At 49.0% G+C, this 14,249-nt stretch carries 13 protein-coding genes; 9 read left to right on the top strand and 4 right to left on the bottom strand.

The annotated features are described in order from the left end of the window. Positions 1-22 precede the first annotated feature (22 nt). The 3 genes from FIU82_RS03900 to FIU82_RS03910 are packed head-to-tail and all read right to left on the bottom strand — an operon-like array spanning position 23 to position 2,845. On the bottom strand, positions 23-619 hold the full coding sequence (locus FIU82_RS03900) for a phage tail protein (RefSeq protein WP_151173095.1): 597 nt from the start codon (positions 617-619) through the stop codon (positions 23-25). An 11-nt stretch (positions 620-630) separates the two neighbouring features. After that, entirely contained in the window at positions 631-1,584 is a 954-nt protein-coding gene (locus FIU82_RS03905; RefSeq protein ID WP_152440393.1) for a methionyl-tRNA formyltransferase, read from the bottom strand. Next, the gene (locus tag FIU82_RS03910) at positions 1,577-2,845 is read right to left on the bottom strand and encodes a hypothetical protein (RefSeq protein ID WP_152440394.1); all 1,269 of its coding nucleotides are present in this window, start codon (positions 2,843-2,845) and stop codon (positions 1,577-1,579) included. The genes FIU82_RS03905 and FIU82_RS03910 overlap by 8 nt, the downstream gene beginning before the upstream one ends. Positions 2,846-3,087: 242 nt before the next feature. Here FIU82_RS03910 and cobO point away from each other — a divergent pair, with 242 nt between their 5' ends. Together cobO and FIU82_RS03920 are read left to right on the top strand one after the other, a co-directional pair. Then, on the top strand, positions 3,088-3,684 hold the full coding sequence (gene cobO / locus FIU82_RS03915) for a cob(I)yrinic acid a,c-diamide adenosyltransferase (protein WP_022945778.1): 597 nt from the start codon (positions 3,088-3,090) through the stop codon (positions 3,682-3,684). Continuing rightward, positions 3,684-4,523: a cobalamin-binding protein gene (locus FIU82_RS03920; RefSeq protein WP_152440395.1), complete on the top strand. Its 840-nt coding sequence runs from the start codon at positions 3,684-3,686 to the stop codon at positions 4,521-4,523. The genes cobO and FIU82_RS03920 overlap by 1 nt, the downstream gene beginning before the upstream one ends. Positions 4,524-4,537: 14 nt before the next feature. Here the strand turns inward: FIU82_RS03920 and FIU82_RS03925 are convergent, their stop codons facing one another. Further along, entirely contained in the window at positions 4,538-5,059 is a 522-nt protein-coding gene (locus tag FIU82_RS03925; protein WP_216651822.1) for a GNAT family N-acetyltransferase, read from the bottom strand. Positions 5,060-5,257: 198 nt separating this feature from the next. Between FIU82_RS03925 and FIU82_RS03930 the strand changes: the two genes are divergently transcribed. From FIU82_RS03930 to FIU82_RS03960, 7 genes are all read left to right on the top strand, one after another. Then, positions 5,258-5,959 carry a hypothetical protein gene (locus FIU82_RS03930; RefSeq protein WP_152440396.1) on the top strand — a complete coding sequence of 234 codons (702 nt, stop codon included), beginning with the start codon at positions 5,258-5,260 and terminating at the stop codon, positions 5,957-5,959. Beyond that, complete coding sequence (locus FIU82_RS03935; RefSeq protein WP_152440397.1) at positions 5,959-7,368, top strand: DNA polymerase Y family protein; 1,410 nt, start codon at positions 5,959-5,961, stop codon at positions 7,366-7,368. The genes FIU82_RS03930 and FIU82_RS03935 overlap by 1 nt, the downstream gene beginning before the upstream one ends. Beyond that, entirely contained in the window at positions 7,368-10,454 is a 3,087-nt protein-coding gene (locus FIU82_RS03940; protein ID WP_216651823.1) for an error-prone DNA polymerase, read from the top strand. The genes FIU82_RS03935 and FIU82_RS03940 overlap by 1 nt, the downstream gene beginning before the upstream one ends. Before the next feature lie 193 nt (positions 10,455-10,647). Next, positions 10,648-11,904, top strand: a complete 1,257-nt coding sequence (glyA, locus tag FIU82_RS03945; RefSeq protein WP_022945772.1) for a serine hydroxymethyltransferase — start codon at positions 10,648-10,650, stop codon at positions 11,902-11,904. A gap of 92 nt (positions 11,905-11,996) precedes the next feature. Beyond that, positions 11,997-12,446 carry a transcriptional regulator NrdR gene (gene nrdR / locus FIU82_RS03950; RefSeq protein ID WP_026111229.1) on the top strand — a complete coding sequence of 150 codons (450 nt, stop codon included), beginning with the start codon at positions 11,997-11,999 and terminating at the stop codon, positions 12,444-12,446. 1 nt (position 12,447) lies between these two features. Then, complete coding sequence (gene ribD / locus FIU82_RS03955) at positions 12,448-13,581, top strand: bifunctional diaminohydroxyphosphoribosylaminopyrimidine deaminase/5-amino-6-(5-phosphoribosylamino)uracil reductase RibD (protein WP_152440398.1); 1,134 nt, start codon at positions 12,448-12,450, stop codon at positions 13,579-13,581. Positions 13,582-13,583: 2 nt separating this feature from the next. After that, on the top strand, positions 13,584-14,240 hold the full coding sequence (locus FIU82_RS03960; protein ID WP_022943555.1) for a riboflavin synthase: 657 nt from the start codon (positions 13,584-13,586) through the stop codon (positions 14,238-14,240). Positions 14,241-14,249 lie beyond the last annotated feature (9 nt).

The raw sequence follows: 14,249 nt of genomic DNA on the forward strand, positions 1-14,249 counted from the left end.
TAGTCCTTGTTTTCTGTCAAGTTTAGTTCCTAGATGGGAAAATGCCTACTTCGGCGATAGAGTAATTCACTCCCAAGGTAGGTTGCAGAATATTAAAGCTTCGATCACCACCAGGGCTCATTACAGTAGCCGTGCCGTTTAAAGACACACCCGCTAAGCTAACGTTACTGCCGCTATTCGCGGGAGCATAGATTTTTTCAGGCTGGTCCGCAGGAGAGCTACCGGGCAGAGCGGTTGCTAATATAAAGCCGTCCTGCGGTGATGCAGAAGTGCCCTCTACAGTGGTCGCAGCTAGGGTGCCCGTTACCCCAGACAGTGATGCTGTGGCACTATGCGATGGTAGCTCTACAGGAGTGAGAGTATGGGTTTCCGCGCCCCTGGTATCGCCCATTTTCCAGTTAAACTGGCTTCCAGGGTGATTGCCTTCGCCCACAGCCGTACGCCCACGTAAATCTGGCAAACCATAGGTGGTACGGCCGTCACCACCGTAGTTAGTGCCGAGTAAAGAAAATAACGCGGTGTTTGAACTGATAGACAGGAGCTGCCCAGCACACAGTGCCCAACCGCGAGGGGCAAAATTAAAGCCAAAAGGTTGAATTTGTCCTAAAAATGCTTCCATTGTGGTATTCCTTATGCTTGCTGTTGTAAGAATTCTGAGTTGTTTAGACGCTCACCGGCATCTAAATGAATAAGGTGCGCAAGACGTTCGCCGCTGAGGACGCCAAGCTCGCAGGCGAGAATATCCAAACGCACACAGCCACTTTGACTGCTTACCACGAGTCCATGCTCTTGAGATATCATCACCACAGTGCCAGGAGCGACACCGTAATTTGGGTAATCGACAGCCGTGGCTTGAATAACTTCAATATGCATTCCTTTAGCTTTGCATAGCACACGACCAAAATGACCATTGCTTGCTCGCGTAAGCGCATCAATTTGACCCGCACCAAACTGGCTAAAATCAAGGTCAATATGAGGTGGGGGGAGCGCTAATGACGACACTGATTTGACATGCTGCTGCTGGCTATTTCCGAGCTCATTAAGAAGAGCGTCTAATGAATGTAAAGCTAAATATGCGAATCGTTGGGTTAGGCTGGCATAGGTGTCTTCAGCGGAAATCATCACGGGCTCTTGCAGTACTACTTGACCGCTATCAAGCTGTTCACTCATATGGTGCCAAGTCAGTGCGCTGTGTGTTTCTTGATTACGTATTTGCCAATAGATAGGGTCGCGTCCAGCGTACTCTGGAAGTTTGGAGGCGTGGCAGTTGATGATGCCACGGGGATAATGGCTCAACACGGAAGAAGGTAAGCGATAGCGAAAGCCCATGACCAGCGCTAAGTCTGCCGTAAAATGCGAAAGATGGCTGGGGATCAGGTGGAGCTTTTCTTTACACACAGCTTCAAAAGCAATGTTGTTAGTTGCTAGGGTATTTAACAATAACAAAAGTGCTTCTTTGCCTTGCTGATATTGACTCGGATCTGGGGTTATCACGCCCACCAGTTGCCCCGTTTGCTGTAGTTTCTCAATACAAGGCCAAGCGAACAAGGAGCTGGCGTAGATGACAATGCGTGGCTTAGTCATGGTGATGTACCTTAGTCACTAGGAATCCAGGTAAGCCATTGAGGCAATAATAAAATTTGAGTTCATCGCCTGATTGCGCCACGGTATCATCGGGATGACGGTCTTGAGGTTCAAAGTTAATACAAACAGATAAGTCAGGCAGTGGGTGAGTGATCCCAGATTCATACAAATTCAATGTTTCTCCAGCGAATAGGGAGATATCGGTGTATAAACTAAGGGTTTGCTTATCGGCCTTATCAGGCAGATGAGGAATGCGCAGCGTTGCTCCTTCAATGAGTTGTTGCTGCTCATTAATCTGTTGGGGGGTCATCGCTTTTAAACTGTCAGCGGTTAGGCTCATGATTTGTCCCAACTCGGTGCGCTCACTGGCAACCTCGGCTTGCAATTGATGCTGTTCCTGTGGCGTCAAACCGTGCTGCTGCCACTGCTCTACATATTCCCGTTGAGCTACATTGAGCATGGCATGAATATCTATTCGTTCGGGGATAAGGTAGCCGGTGTGGCTCAGCTGCTTGGCAAAATGGCGAGCAATCGCTAGATGACCCTCGCGGCTAAAGCCATGCTGCATTGCCTCAACCACCACAAGATCAAATAACATAGGCGCGTTGTATTGACAGGCATCGCCGCAATATAGCTGGTGCACGTATTCTTGTAGCCCTAACTGGGCAAGTAGGTGATGCAGAGCCTTGATAGCACCGGGTTGTATATCGATAAAAGTGACGCGCAATCGACGACCATCAATCCCCTGGCTTTGGTAATAACTCAATAAGGGCACTAATAAAGGAGCAAAAGGACCGCAAGCAGGGTAAGCGATATGCAATTGTCCTTGCTCGTCATCTAAAAGCGCGGTTACCGCTTTATCTATGGCACGCAAATAGCGACTAACACGCAGCGTATCTTTGATAGTATGAATACAATAGTTAGGTGCCATCACCAGTCCATGCTGGTGGATAAACTGCTGCCGGCGTTCATTGGCGGTAAGTTCCGCTTGCTCATATAAAGCACTAAAGTGTGTAAATAACGAGTTTAACTGCTTACTAACAGCATCTCGGTCAAAACTATGTGGAGTGATAACTTGGCGTGCTGTATCGACGACTAAGGCGTTAAGTGCATCACTCTCTAGGTGGATGGGTGACGTTGTAAGTTGTTGCTTGAGTAAACTTTTTTGTTGTTGGTGTGCAAATAGCCCAGCTACACTGCCATCCATAGCGGAGTCATCGCTACAGCTAGGTGTATGTGGTTGATGTGCAAAAGCGTGCATGACCGAAGTCCCTGTTTTATTACCCTACCACTAGCGTATACTGAGCATGAGTGATTACTCGTTTTTGTAATACAGTGATATATTTCACCTGCTTTTGGCTCAAAAAGGTGTAAACAAGAAGCTGTGTTATAGGTCATAAGCGCCGACGAATAGAGTAACAGACTGAGTATATCGCTCTCTTAGAGGCTGTGTTCAGTAACCCGTACTTGACCATAAAGGTTAATGCAATCATGGAGTTGTAAATGGCGGATAAAAACGAACAACATAAAAAACGTCAGCAAAAAGTGAAAAGTGAAGTGGATGCACGTATTGCCGAAGCGCAAACCGAACAGGGAGTGTTACAAGTGATCACTGGCAACGGGAAGGGGAAGTCAACATCTGGCTTTGGTACCGTTGCCCGCTGTGTTGGTCATGGCCAAAAAGCGGCGGTGGTACAATTTATTAAAGGCTTGTGGGAGTGCGGTGAGCGCAACTTATTAGCTCAGGTAGGGGTGCCTTTTGCGGTGATGGAAACAGGCTTTACGTGGGAGACGCAAAACCGTGAAGCGGATACCCAGGCAGCACAGCAAACTTGGCAGCAAGCTAAGGTTTATTTACAAGATAGCAGCATCGACTTGGTGTTGCTCGACGAGCTTACCTATATGATCACCTATGATTATTTAGATCTTGATGAGGTGCTCGTTGCACTACAAAACCGCCCACCCATGCAATCAGTGATTATTACTGGGCGAGGTGCTCATCGACGTTTAACTGAACTGGCCGATACCGTCAGTGAGGTTCGTAATGTAAAACATGCCTTTGAGGCCGGCATTAAAGCGCGTGCGGGGTTTGATTACTAATGCGTATCTTAATGTTGCTATTGATGCTGTGTGCCAGCCTTAATAGCTATGGTCACAGTGAGCAGCGCATTATTGCTCTTGCTCCTCATATTGTGGAAAACCTTTATGCCATTGGCGCCGGCGAACACATCGTCGCGACCGTTGAGCACGCAGACTACCCGCAGGCGGCTCAGGATATCCCCCGTATTGGTGGTTATTATGGCATTCAAATTGAAAAGGTATTGGCACTACAACCAACCTTAGTGGTGGTGTGGCAAAGTGGTAACAAAGCCAAAGACATCGAAGCATTGAAGCGCCTAGGTGTGCCGCTGCTAGTCAGTCAAGTGGAAGGGCCATTAGATATCGCCAAAGAGATCCGTGCGATTGGCGAACTTACCGGCCACGCAATAGAAGCAGAGCAAGTTGCTGCTCAATTTGAGCAGCGCTATCAACGACTAAAAGAGCAATACCAAAGTGCTTCACAACAGCGTAAAAAGGTGTTTTATCAGTTGTGGCCAAAACCCATGATGACGGTGAATAATAATACGCTGATCGGTAAAGCAATCGAGCTGTGTGGTGGTGACAACGTGTTTGCCGATAGCCGCGCTGATTATCCACAAATCAGTGTTGAAAATGTGCTGCTAAGTGCGCCGGATGTCATTGTTATGGCCGACGAAACAGGGGCTGATAACAGTGCCATTAATTGGCAGCAATGGACCACGATCCCCGCCGTAAAACATAATCATATCAATAGCATTAATGCTGATTTACTGCACCGTTATAGCTTGCGCCTGCTCGATGGTATCGAGCAGCTCTGTACTGTGGTGAATAACAGTGAACAGCAAGCACATAGTCGCTAACGCGACGCATTACATTAGGTGCGGGCCTTTAGCGCGAGCTGATAAATGCACATATACTGGGTGTCCTTAGCGACACCCAGTTGATTGGCTATTTTCGTCTTTAATACCGCCCCTGCGCGCTGCGCAATGTTGATGCTGGCGAGGTTGTCTTCCAAGCAGTGAAAGTGTACGAAGTGCACATCTTCTCGCGCCCTCAAGTAGGGAATGATGCAGGCCAGGATACTGTCTATGACTCTGTGTCCCCGCGCTATATTCGCTAACCAGTAACCTAATTCACAGACTTGGGTATGAGGGTCTATATGCTTGATAGCGAATACCCCAGCAAATTCACTATGAAAGTAAATAGCGAACCATTTGGCGCCTGGCAACGGGCTGTTAAGGCGCTGCGTAATGTAGTGCTTGGCACTGGCATTATCAACGATATTGCGCTCCCACGGCATTGAGCGCGATAGATGTTCGCGGCTCTGCTCTACCGCATGGTAGAGCGCTGCTGCATCACTGCCACGCAGTAAGTCTAGGGTGATAGCAGAACTCACTACTATTGCTGTCGAGCTGTTGCCAATCATGGAGAGCATGGCCCTTCGTGTAAATAGCTACTATGCCATTTCCCGCTTAGAAATTGAACTAAAAACTCCGTTATTACAAGCCGTTATAAATACTTATTGAAAACAACTTGGGGAGCTGTTTTTAAATCGTATATACTGTATAAATAAACAGTATTTTGGGTGGTGGTTATGAATTCAACATTAGCCTCAATGCAGCATCAAGGGTTAATTTTCAATGCAAAAGCACAGAGCGAACAGGCAGAGTCGTGCCCGTTAACATACACACCAACAGGGTTTTCTGAGCTTGATGCTTTATTGCAAGGCGGTTGGCCTGATGCTGGAGTGATCAGTGTTTTTAGCCAGCCGGCAATCGGTGAATTTAGGTTACTGCAAGCGCTACTAAGCGCGCAGCAATCGGGTTTAATTATCCTTATTAACCCCCCGGCAGAACCTTGTGCCCATTGGCTTGCCCAGTTGCAGATAGCCAGCGAGCGCGTCGTTATTTTACGACCAAAAAGTGACAGTGAGGCGCTGTGGGCGGCAGAGCAATGTGCTCGTAGCAGCAGTTGTGCCTTAATATGGTTATGGCAGGAAGGCCTATCCTTTACCCAAGTTCGGCGTTTTAACTTAGCCTGTCAGCAATCGCAAGCGGTGCTGGTCTTGCTCAGTTATAGCACCCAGCCTTGCTCACTGCCGGTACAGCTGAGTGTACATATCTTGCCCTCTGACTGCGGTTTAACCGTGCGCTTATTGCGCCAACAAGGGCGTTTTGCCAGTGGCGAAGTACACCTAAGGCGCACTCAGCTATGGCCTTTTTTACATTACAGCGACCTTCATCAGGCTTTCAAGGGAGGCGATAATGAGCCGTTACAGCATGTTGAGGTAGGCTGATGTTCTTGGCTGTGCACTTTTGTGATTTGCAATTGCAATGTCGGGCACTGACTGAGCCGGCTATTCTCGCGTGCAAAGATAAGGTGGTGCAAAGTAACCCGCCAGCGCAACAGGCCGGCATTAAGCCGGGGATGGGGCTCGCTAGTGCGGCGGCCCTGTGTAATACATTGGCTGTGTTTGCCTATGATGAACAGCTTGAGCGCCAGCTATTACAACAAATAGCGCAGCATTGTTACCAGCGTACTGGCGATATTATTCTATGTGGGAGTGACTGCTTAATTTTTGCGACCCACAGTATGCGGGTGCTCTATCCTGACATTGAGCAGCTATTTGAGGCGCTGCAAGGGGTATTTAGGCAGTGGTTGCAGCACTATCGCTATGGTTGTGCACCGAGTATTGAAGCGGCGGAAGTGTTAGCGCGTGCGGGCACTGAGATGATCACTGACAGCCCCGCTACGGCACAGCACCGCTTGGAACAGTTGCCAGTGAGTGCGATGCGTATAAGTAGCCAATACCATCATCAATTGGCGCGCTTAGGGCTGGGTACAATTGGGCAGCTATTAGCACTGCCTAAGGCCGAGCTACGCCAACGCTTTCCCTATGAATTATTGGACTACATCACTCGTTTGCAGGGGCAGCTAGGGCATGTTCGTTTACCAAAAAAAGGGCGCTACTATCGCTTTTACCAACCTAGTCAGTACTTTCAGCGCTTGCAAGAGCTGAATTTTGAAATAGACGAGAGCACGCGTTTACTCCCGGTGATGACCACCCTATGTGAGCATTTATGTGCTTATTTACGGCAAATGCAATTACACACCCAGAAGCTGCAGTTTAGCTTTTATTTTCGCGAATTACCCACACAGCTGTTTACGGTTCATAGTGTGGCACCACAAGGGCAGTTAGTGCCTTGGTTAACTTTAGTCCAAGTTAAGCTTGAGACCCTCAGCTTGGATGCCCCCGTTATTGCCGTGCAATTAACATGTGAGCAATTCAGTGATGCCTTAGGTGAAAGCCAAAATTTATTTGATAAGCGCCAACAAGGGCTGGCAAAACAGCAGTTGCTAGGGGTATTACACGCGCGCTTAGGGGCGCAACATTGTTATCACTTGCATTGCACCAATGCGCATATCCCTGAGTATACGCAAGTGAAGGAAAGCCCTTTACACAGCTATAGCACCTCTAGCTCCAGTAAAAAAACAGCCCCTCTGCGGCCTAATTTTTTACTGGAACCACAAGTGCTTAGCGAGCAGGTTTGTTTATTACGCGGCCCAGAGCGGATACAAAGCCATTGGTGGCAACAGCAATTAATTGAACGTGACTATTACATTGGTGAAAATGCCCAAGGGCAATTATGTTGGTTGTTCAAAGACAAACATCAGGGTTGGTTTGTACAGGGGTACTTCGCCTAATGAGTGCCGTGCAATACAGTGAACTCTTTTGTCAAAGTAACTTTAGCTTTCTCAGTGGTGCTTCGCACCCCGAAGAGCTGGTGGCGCAAGCATGTGAGCTGGGGTATCAGGCTTTGGCTTTGTGTGATGAGTGCTCGGTTGCCGCAGTGGTGCGGGCGCATAGTCATATTAAAGAGCAGCAACTGCCGCTGTGTTTAATCGTGGGTAGCTCTTTTCATTATCAACACTTACATTTTATTGCCTTGTGCCCAACCAAAAAAGCCTACAGCCAGCTATGTCGGGTGATCACTAACGCCCGTCGGCGCACTGCCAAAGGTCATTATCAGCTTAGTGAGTGGGATTTAAAAACTCTGCAAGGCTGTATACTTATTTGGCTGCCCCAAGGCCAGGGGCAGGTGTTGAGTGAACATGACCTACACTGGGGAAAGTGGCTTAAGCGCCACTATAACAACCACCTTTACATTGGCGTACAGCGTCATCTAAGCAGCTTTGAACCCGAGTATTTGACTTATATCGAGGCCTTAGCGCAACACCATCAGCTAACGACTGTGGCCGTTGGTGGGGCACTGATGCATAGCGCCGAACGTTTGCCGTTGCAGCATGTGCTCAGCGCCATTGCCGCCGGGAAATCGGTCCCCGAGCTAGGCGCGGCCTTACTCACCAACGCGGAGCGCGCACTGCGACCAAAAGCTAAGTTAGCCAAGCTGTTTTCGCCAGCGCAACTCGCAGCAACAGTGCATATTAGCCAAGCCTGTACTTTCAATCTCGATGAGCTCAGCTATCAATACCCACATGAGCTAGTACCTAAGGGATTAAGTGCTAGCGAGCACTTGCGTGCCTTGGTATCCGAAGGCGTGAACAAACGCTTTGGCGGCCCCCCACCGGCACACCTGCAAGCGCAAATAGATAAAGAACTCAAGCTGATTAGCGAGCAGCAATATGAGCCCTTTTTTTTAACTATCTACGATATTGTGTGCTTTGCCAAAAGTCGCGATATTCTTTATCAAGGGCGAGGCTCGGCGGCCAACTCCGTGGTGTGCTATTGTTTGGAGATCACGGCGGTAGATCCTCGACAAATTGATGTCTTATTTGAACGCTTTATTTCCAAGGAGCGCAATGAGCCCCCGGATATTGACGTCGACTTCGAACACCAGCGCCGAGAAGAAGTGTTTCAATATATTTACCGCAAATATGGGCGGCAGCGAGCTGCTTTAGCTGCAACGGTGATCACCTATCGTTTGAAAAGTGCCATTCGTGATGTTGGTAAGGCGTTAGGGTTCAGTGAAACACAACTGGATTACTATATTAAGCAGCTGAATCATCGCCATGGCAGCGAGCAATGGCAGGCGCAACTGATAAAGCTTGGCCTTGACCCGGATGTGGCCATTAACCAACATTTTTTCCGCTTAGTGGATGAAATTCGCGGTTTTCCTCGGCATTTATCCCAGCATGTGGGTGGCTTTGTGATCTCGCAAGGTCCGCTGCATGAGCTAGTGCCAGTGGAAAATGCGGCAATGGCCGAGCGCACCGTGATTCAGTGGGATAAAGATGACCTTGAAAGCCTCGCCTTATTAAAAGTCGATGTACTTGCCTTGGGTATGCTCAGTGCTATTCACCGCTGCTTCAAGCTACTGGCGCAACATTACCAACACCGTATCAGCATTGCCGATATTACCCGCCTCGGCGATGATCCTCAGGTGTTTGCGATGTTACAACGCGCCGATACCGTCGGGGTATTCCAAATTGAATCGCGCGCACAAATGAGCATGCTGCCAAGGCTCAAGCCACGGTGTTACTACGACTTAGTGATTCAAATTGCCATTGTACGCCCTGGGCCCATTCAGGGGGATATGGTACACCCGTTTCTAAAACGCCGTGATGGCACAGAGACCATTGCTTACCCCTCTAAAGAAGTTGAGCAAGTCCTTAAGCGCACTTTAGGGGTGCCGATATTTCAAGAGCAGGTGATTAAAATTGCCATGGTCGCTGCAGGCTTCAGTGGCGGTGAAGCCGACCAGCTACGTCGGGCCATGGCTAAATGGAAACGTGATGGCGAGCTGACTCAGTTTAAACGTAAACTCATCACTGGCATGTTAGCGCGCGGGTACGAGCAGCAATTTGCTGAGCGTATCTATCAACAAATTTGTGGTTTTGGCGAATATGGCTTTCCCGAGTCGCATTCGGCGAGCTTTGCGGTGCTGGCCTATGTCTCTGCTTACTTAAAATATTATTACCCGAGTGCGTTTTTCTGTGCCTTAGCAAACAGCTTACCCATGGGCTTTTATTCGTTGGACCAGCTCATGCAGGACGCGCGACGTCACCGGGTTACGGTGTTGCCCGTTGATATCAACACCTCAGTGTGGGAGCACCAGCTGGTACACCAAGGGCAAAGTTTCGCGATACGCTTAGGGCTGCGTTGCGTTAAAGGGTTTCGTCAGCAAAGTGCGCAACAGCTCGTTAAACAACGGCCAATAGCCGGATACAGCAGCGTCAGTGAGCTGTATCAAAGCGGCTTGCGCGAGATGGAATTAGAAGCGTTAGCGAGCAGCAATGCACTCGCGAGCATAGCGCAAGACCGCTTTAATAGCCGCTGGCAGATTATCGACAAACAACAGCGGTTACCGCTCTTTGGTGAACAGAGCGATGCATTGCCATTAGCACCGCCAAGTAAGTTACAGGATACCCTAGAAGATTATGCCAGTATGGGGGTCAATATGGGCGCGCACCCACTGTGTTATTTACGCGCCGAAGGGGGATTACAGCACGCAAAAACCGCCCAGCAATTGCGTCTTTGTCGCAGTGGCGCCAGTGTCACTATTGCTGGCTTGGTCACGGGACGGCAATCACCAGGCAGTGCCGCCGGAGTGACATTTCTAACCTTGGAAGATGAAACCGGCAACACCAATGTCGTGGTGTGGCAGGCAACGGCGAAGGCCCAGCAACAAGCCTTTCTAACCGCACGTTTATTGGAAGTGAAAGGGGTAATAGAAAACCACCAAGGGGTGATCCACGTGATTGCTGGACGGCTTATTGATCATAGTGACAAGTTACCAGCACTGATACTGAAAAGCCGGTTCTTCCATTAGTAATAAAAATAAAATAGTGATTTTTTATTTGTTTTTATTATGTTTTGGATTTAAAAATATCATTCTTTTAGGGCTGTGAAAAAAATTCAATCCTTGTTTAAATAAGCTCACACATCCTTGATAGGCAAATGCGCGGTTTGCGCGTACAATAACACCTTTCAAATCGACAATTACGTTGCACCTAGGAGACAGCATGTTAGAACGTAGCATGAACATTGCAGACTTTGATCCAGAACTTGCCAAAGCGATGGGCGATGAGGTTTCTCGTCAAGAAGAGCATATTGAGCTTATTGCCTCGGAAAACTACTGTAGTCCACGCGTACTTGAAGCGCAGGGCTCACAGCTTACCAATAAATATGCCGAAGGCTATCCGGGCAAACGCTACTACGGTGGTTGTGAGCACGTCGACGTTGTTGAGCAACTGGCGATTGACCGTGCTAACGAGCTGTTTGGCACTGAGTATGCAAACGTGCAACCGCATGCCGGCTCGCAAGCTAACGCCGCAGTGTTTCAAGCGCTACTTCAGCCACACGACACTGTACTAGGCATGAGCTTAGCCCATGGCGGTCACTTAACTCATGGTGCACATGTAAACTTCTCAGGCAAAACCTACAATGCCATTCAATATGGTTTGAATGAGCAAACCGGCGAGATCGATTACGATCAAGTTGAAGCCCTTGCCCTTGAGCACAAGCCAAAGATGATCATTGGTGGTTTCTCAGCTTATTCTGGTATCGTTGATTGGCAGCGTTTCCGCGAGATTGCCGATAAAGTCGGTGCTTACTTATTTGTAGATATGGCACACGTAGCCGGCCTTATCGCTGCCGGTGTGTACCCAAGCCCAGTGCCTTACGCACATGTGATCACCACCACCACGCACAAAACGCTAGCGGGTCCACGCGGCGGTTTAATCATCTCTAACTGTGGTGATGAAGATATCTATAAGAAGCTTAACAGCGCGGTTTTCCCAGGCGGTCAAGGTGGCCCATTGTGTCACGTTATTGCAGCCAAAGCGGTGGCTTTCAAAGAAGCGCTACAGCCAGAATTTAAAGCATACCAGCAACAGGTTGTGGCTAACGCACAAGCAATGGTATCAGTGTTACAAGAGCGCGGTTATAAAGTGGTATCAGGAAAAACAGACAACCACCTATTCCTGCTTGATTTAATCGATAAAGACATTACCGGTAAAGATGCTGATGCTGCACTCGGTAACGCCAATATCACGGTGAATAAGAACTCAGTACCGAATGACCCACGTTCACCCTTTGTCACTTCTGGTTTACGTCTTGGTTCACCAGCGATTACTCGCCGTGGCTTCAAAGAAGCAGAAGCGAAAGAACTTGCTGGCTGGATCTGCGATGTACTTGATAACATCGAAAGCACTGATGTTCAGGCAAAAGTGAAAGAGCAAGTGAAAGCAATCTGTGCTAAGTTTCCAGTGTATGCCTAAGCTGCACTAAATAGCCATTAGGCAAACATTTGTGTATGATAAAGGCCGCAAAAATAGCGGCCTTTTTGTTTTCTACAGGAACCCCAGTCACTATGCATTGTCCTTTTTGCAGCGCCAAAGATACTAAGGTTATTGACTCCCGATTAGTGGGCGGCGGCCATCAGGTTCGACGCCGTCGCGAATGCATTGATTGCCATGAACGTTTCACTACTTTTGAAGGCGCCGAGTTGGTAATGCCGCGCGTGATTAAACGGGACGGCTCACGTGAACCATTCAACGAAGATAAGCTCCTTAACGGCTTACATCGTGCCTTAGAAAGGCGGCCGGTGAAAACCGAGCAGGTTGATGAGGTGGTGCATCAAATCAAATCGCAAATTCGAGCTACCGGTGAGCGAGAGGTCAGCTCTTTGCTTATTGGCGAATGTATTATGGAAGCGCTGAAAGGGCTGGATAAAGTGGCCTATGTGCGCTTTGCATCGGTGTACCGCTCGTTTGAAGATATCCGCGAATTTGGCGAAGAAATCGCCCGCCTAGGGGATTAATATGAGCTTCAGTGCGCAAGATGAGCACTTTATGCGCCGCGCTATTGCCTTAGCCTGGCAGGGGCGTTTTACCACCACCCCCAATCCGAATGTGGGCTGCGTGTTGGTTAAAGATGATAAGGTGATTGGCGAAGGCTTTCATATTCAGGCGGGGACGCCGCACGCAGAAATTCATGCCTTAAATGCCGCTGCAGAAAATGCCGAGGGAGCCACCGCATATGTGACTTTAGAGCCGTGCAGCCATACCGGCCGCACCGGCCCTTGTGCTGGCGCCTTGATAGCCGCCAAAGTTGCTAAAGTAGTGTGTGCTATGCAAGACCCTAATCCGCAAGTCAGTGGCCGGGGCATGGCGATGCTTGAGGCCGCTGGCATCGACGTTGAGTATGGTTTGCTCGGTGACCAAGCCGAAGCGCTTAATACGGGCTTTTTAAAACGCATGCGTACTCAGCGCCCGTTCGTCACCTGCAAACTAGCAGCCAGCATTGATGGCAAAACGGCGCTCGCCAATGGCCAAAGTAAATGGATTACTTGCAGTGACGCCCGTGCTGATGTGCATAGCTTGCGAGCGCAACATTGTGCCATTGTCTCGGGTGCCGATACGGTAATAAGCGACAATGCGCAATTAAATGTGCGCCTAAGCGAACAGCAACTTGCCGATTACCCGCTGGCGCAAGTGCGCCAACCTGTGCGGGTGATTATCGACAGTCGCTACCGGCTCACACCCGATTTAGCGTTAATGCAGACACCCGGTAAGATTATTATCGTGCGCTCACGCACAGCACCTGCGCTTGATAAAGTGCAGCAATGGCCCAACAATGTAACCGAGTTGTATGTGGCCGGGGATAACGATGGCCATGTAGATTTAGACGCGTTACTCACGCAACTGGCTGCAGAAGATATTATTTCGCTGTGGCTTGAAGGAGGCGCGACCCTAGCGGGGGCCTTTGCGAAGCAGCAGCTTATTGATCGTTATGTGGTTTATTTGGCCCCTAAACTTATGGGCCAAGATGCCAAAGGGCTGGTGAACATAGGTCCATTTGCCGATATGAACGACATTGAACAGATGCAATTCAGCGATATGCGCCCCATTGGCGAAGATGTGCGCCTTACCCTAGATAAAAGAGCAGTGGAATAGCCATGTTTACAGGCATTATAGAAGCAACCGGAACCTTAAGTTCACTCACTCTTGTTGATGGCGATTTAAAAGTGCGCGTCAGCAGCGATAGTCTCAACATGGACGATGTCGCCTTGGGTGATAGCATTGCCACGAATGGCGTTTGCCTTACGGTGACACAAAAATTCAGTGATGGGTTCAGTGCCGACGTATCGCGCGAAACCTTATCACTCACACGCTTTGCGCATTACCAGCAAGGCCAACGTGTTAATCTTGAAAAGGCGCTGCAGCCATTATCAAGGTTAGGGGGTCATTTGGTTTCTGGGCATGTAGACGGCATTGCCGAAGTGGTTGATGTGCGTAGCAACGCCCGCGCTATTGAGTATTGGCTGCAAACCGACGCCGAACTGATGAAGTATATTCCCTATAAAGGTTCAGTGTGTATTGATGGTGCCAGTTTGACCGTCAACGAGGTTCACGGTAGCCGCTTTAAGTTGACCATTGTGCCGCATACTTTAGAGCAAACCACGATTGCAGATTTTCAAGTGGGCACCCAGGTTAACCTTGAGGTTGACCAAATAGCTCGCTATTTAGAGCGCCTAATTAATGGTGCCAAGGCTGAGCAGCCTCAATCCTCAGTTTCCGAGAGCTTGCTGGCGCAAGCTGGATTTATAAAATAAACGATAATG

The sequence above is a fragment of the Pseudoalteromonas sp. THAF3 genome, from assembly GCF_009363775.1.
Taxonomy (GTDB): domain Bacteria; phylum Pseudomonadota; class Gammaproteobacteria; order Enterobacterales; family Alteromonadaceae; genus Pseudoalteromonas; species Pseudoalteromonas ruthenica.

What these genes read in the sequence shown, in the direction of transcription:
- nrdR (WP_026111229.1), top strand. Translation starts at nt 11,997, where the DNA reads ATGCATTGTCCTTTTTGCAGCGCCAAAGATACTAAGGTTATTGACTCC.
- FIU82_RS03905 (WP_152440393.1), bottom strand. Translation starts at nt 1,584, where the DNA reads ATGACTAAGCCACGCATTGTCATCTACGCCAGCTCCTTGTTCGCTTGG.
- FIU82_RS03930 (WP_152440396.1), top strand. Translation starts at nt 5,258, where the DNA reads ATGAATTCAACATTAGCCTCAATGCAGCATCAAGGGTTAATTTTCAAT.
- FIU82_RS03940 (WP_216651823.1), top strand. Translation starts at nt 7,368, where the DNA reads ATGAGTGCCGTGCAATACAGTGAACTCTTTTGTCAAAGTAACTTTAGC.
- cobO (WP_022945778.1), top strand. Translation starts at nt 3,088, where the DNA reads ATGGCGGATAAAAACGAACAACATAAAAAACGTCAGCAAAAAGTGAAA.
- FIU82_RS03920 (WP_152440395.1), top strand. Translation starts at nt 3,684, where the DNA reads ATGCGTATCTTAATGTTGCTATTGATGCTGTGTGCCAGCCTTAATAGC.
- ribD (WP_152440398.1), top strand. Translation starts at nt 12,448, where the DNA reads ATGAGCTTCAGTGCGCAAGATGAGCACTTTATGCGCCGCGCTATTGCC.
- FIU82_RS03935 (WP_152440397.1), top strand. Translation starts at nt 5,959, where the DNA reads ATGTTCTTGGCTGTGCACTTTTGTGATTTGCAATTGCAATGTCGGGCA.
- FIU82_RS03960 (WP_022943555.1), top strand. Translation starts at nt 13,584, where the DNA reads ATGTTTACAGGCATTATAGAAGCAACCGGAACCTTAAGTTCACTCACT.
- FIU82_RS03900 (WP_151173095.1), bottom strand. Translation starts at nt 619, where the DNA reads ATGGAAGCATTTTTAGGACAAATTCAACCTTTTGGCTTTAATTTTGCC.
- glyA (WP_022945772.1), top strand. Translation starts at nt 10,648, where the DNA reads ATGTTAGAACGTAGCATGAACATTGCAGACTTTGATCCAGAACTTGCC.
- FIU82_RS03910 (WP_152440394.1), bottom strand. Translation starts at nt 2,845, where the DNA reads ATGCACGCTTTTGCACATCAACCACATACACCTAGCTGTAGCGATGAC.